A 2197-nucleotide genomic window follows, 5' to 3' on the forward strand; every position below is an offset into this window, starting at 1 on the left:
GGTGGCACGCGGAGTGACGCCGCCAAGATCGGCGGCGTCACCTTGCAGATCGTGCGGGATTGGGTGCTGAGGTTCAACGCGGAGGGCGCCATGGGCCTGCTCGATCGCAAGGCGCCTGGCCAGCCTGCCAGGCTCTTAGCGGCGCAGCGCGCCGCCCTTGCTGCTCAGGTCGAGAGTGGCCCTATTCCAGCGATCCATGGCGTTGTGCGCTGGCGTATCATCGACCTATGTCAGTGGCTGTTCGAGGAACATAAAGTGAGCATCTCCAAGCAGACGCTCAGCCGTGAATTGCGCAAGATGGGATACCGCAAGCTGTCTGCGCGACCACGCCACCATGCCCAGGCTGAGGGCGCGATCGAGACTTTTAAAAAAACCTCCCAACCCGTCTGGATCGTGTCCCACAGCGTGGTGTAGGAACGGTGTTCGTGGGCAGCGTTGGCTGCCGCATCAGGATGCCAGCGAAGGCATGCTGACAAGCGGATCATCGCTCAGAGGCGCGATGGTTTCCAGTGTCATGTAGCGGGCACGCTGCACAGCCCATTCGTCATTTTGTTCCAGGAGCAGGGCTCCGATGAGCCGCGTGACCGCGGCTTCGTTGGGGAATATCCCGACGACCTCGCTGCGGCGCTTGATTTCGCCGTTCAGTCTCTCGAGGGGATTGGTGCTGTGAAGTTTGGCGCGGTGCTGTGGCGGGAACCCCATATAGGCCAGCACATCGGTCTCGGCATCGTCCATTAGCGCCGCCAGTTTTGGCACACGGGGTCGTGCTTGATCCGCCACTTCGCGCCATTGCTTGCGGGCGGAGGCGGCATCGTCCTGGGCAAAGGCGGTGCCGACCCAGGCGGAGACGATGCGGCGCTGGGTCTTGCCTGCATAGGCCAGGGCGTTGCGCATGAAGTGGACGCGGCAGCGCTGCCAGGTGGCGCTCAGCACCTTAGTGATGGCGGCCTTCAATCCTTCATGGGCGTCCGAGATGACGAGCTTGGCGCCGCGCAGGCCGCGGCGGGCCAGGCTGCGGAGGAACTCGACCCAGAACGGTTCGGCCTCGCTGTGCCCGACCGTCATGCCGAGCACCTCGCGCCTGCCATCGGTGTTGACGCCGACCGCGATGATGACCGCGACGGAGACGATCTGGTGATCGCGCCGCACCTTCACGTAGGTGGCGTCCAGCCAGACATAGGGCCACTCGCCCTCGATCGGCCGTGAGAGGAAGGCATTCACCCGTTCGTCGATCTCGCCGCAGAGGCGCGACACCTGGCTCTTGCTGATGCCATCCAAGCCAAGAGCCTTGACCAGATCGTCGACCGAGCGGGTCGAGATGCCCTGAATATAGGCCTCCTGGATCACGGCGGTCAGCGCCTTCTCTGCCATGCGGCGGGGCTCCAGGAAGGTCGGGAAATAGCTGCCGCGGCTAGCTTGGGGATGCGCAGCTCAACAGTGCCCGCGCGGGTTTGCCATTCCCGGTCCCGGTAGCCGTTGCGCTGGTTACTGCGTTCGGGACTGCGCTCGCCCGGCGCGGCGTTGCACAGCGCCTCCGTCTCCAACTGCATCAGACGCTCGGCGGCAAAGCCGATCATCTCGCGCAGGAATGTCGCATCTGACCCCTTCTCCAGAAGGGCGCGAAGCGCGATCTTGTCCTCGGTCATCGTAGTGATCCTCAGGTTCAGGTTGTGTCTCGACAACCCAACCCTTACCCAAGATCACCGCGGTGGCCACCGACCGGTCTGCCCGCGCCAGACTTTCGGCGGTCGCGCAAGCAGGCCAGTCAGCGGCCTCCTACACCAACACGTGGGACACGACCCCCGTCTGGACGAAATCGCGCGCGAAAAGGGAATTGAACGTAGCGACGTAGAGGTTTGGTTCGCTGATGAAGCTAGAATCGGACAGAAGAACAAGATCACTCGGCGATGGGCAAGACGAGGCACTCGACCCTCTGCCCCGCATGACCAGCGCACGGCCTGGACCTACATTTTCGGCGCTATCTGCCCGAAGAAAGGAACCGCGGCAGCGCTTGTTCTACCTTGGTGCGACACTGAAGCCATGGACCTGCATCTGAAGGTCATTTCGGAAAGCGTCACACCAGGCCGGCACGCCGCCCTCCTACTTGATCAGGCCGGCTGGCATATGTCGCCCAGGCTGAATGTCCCGGAGAACATCACGATCGTGCCGCTGCCACCGAAATGCCCCGAGCTGAACC

General features: G+C 63.3%; 3 pseudogenes. 2 read left to right on the forward strand and 1 reads right to left on the reverse strand.

The window, feature by feature from the left end:
• Positions 1-390, forward strand: a pseudogene (locus GSQ92_RS28365) (winged helix-turn-helix domain-containing protein); the annotation flags it as partial.
• A gap of 57 nt (positions 391-447) precedes the next feature.
• Here the strand turns inward: GSQ92_RS28365 and GSQ92_RS28370 are convergent.
• Positions 448-1646: pseudogene (locus tag GSQ92_RS28370) on the reverse strand (IS256 family transposase).
• Positions 1647-1848: 202 nt separating this feature from the next.
• Between GSQ92_RS28370 and GSQ92_RS31295 the strand changes: the two are divergent.
• Positions 1849-2197: pseudogene (locus tag GSQ92_RS31295) on the forward strand (transposase); the annotation flags it as partial.

Origin of the sequence: Acidisoma sp. S159 (genome assembly GCF_009766125.1) — a bacterium.
In the GTDB taxonomy this organism is placed as follows: domain Bacteria; phylum Pseudomonadota; class Alphaproteobacteria; order Acetobacterales; family Acetobacteraceae; genus Acidisoma.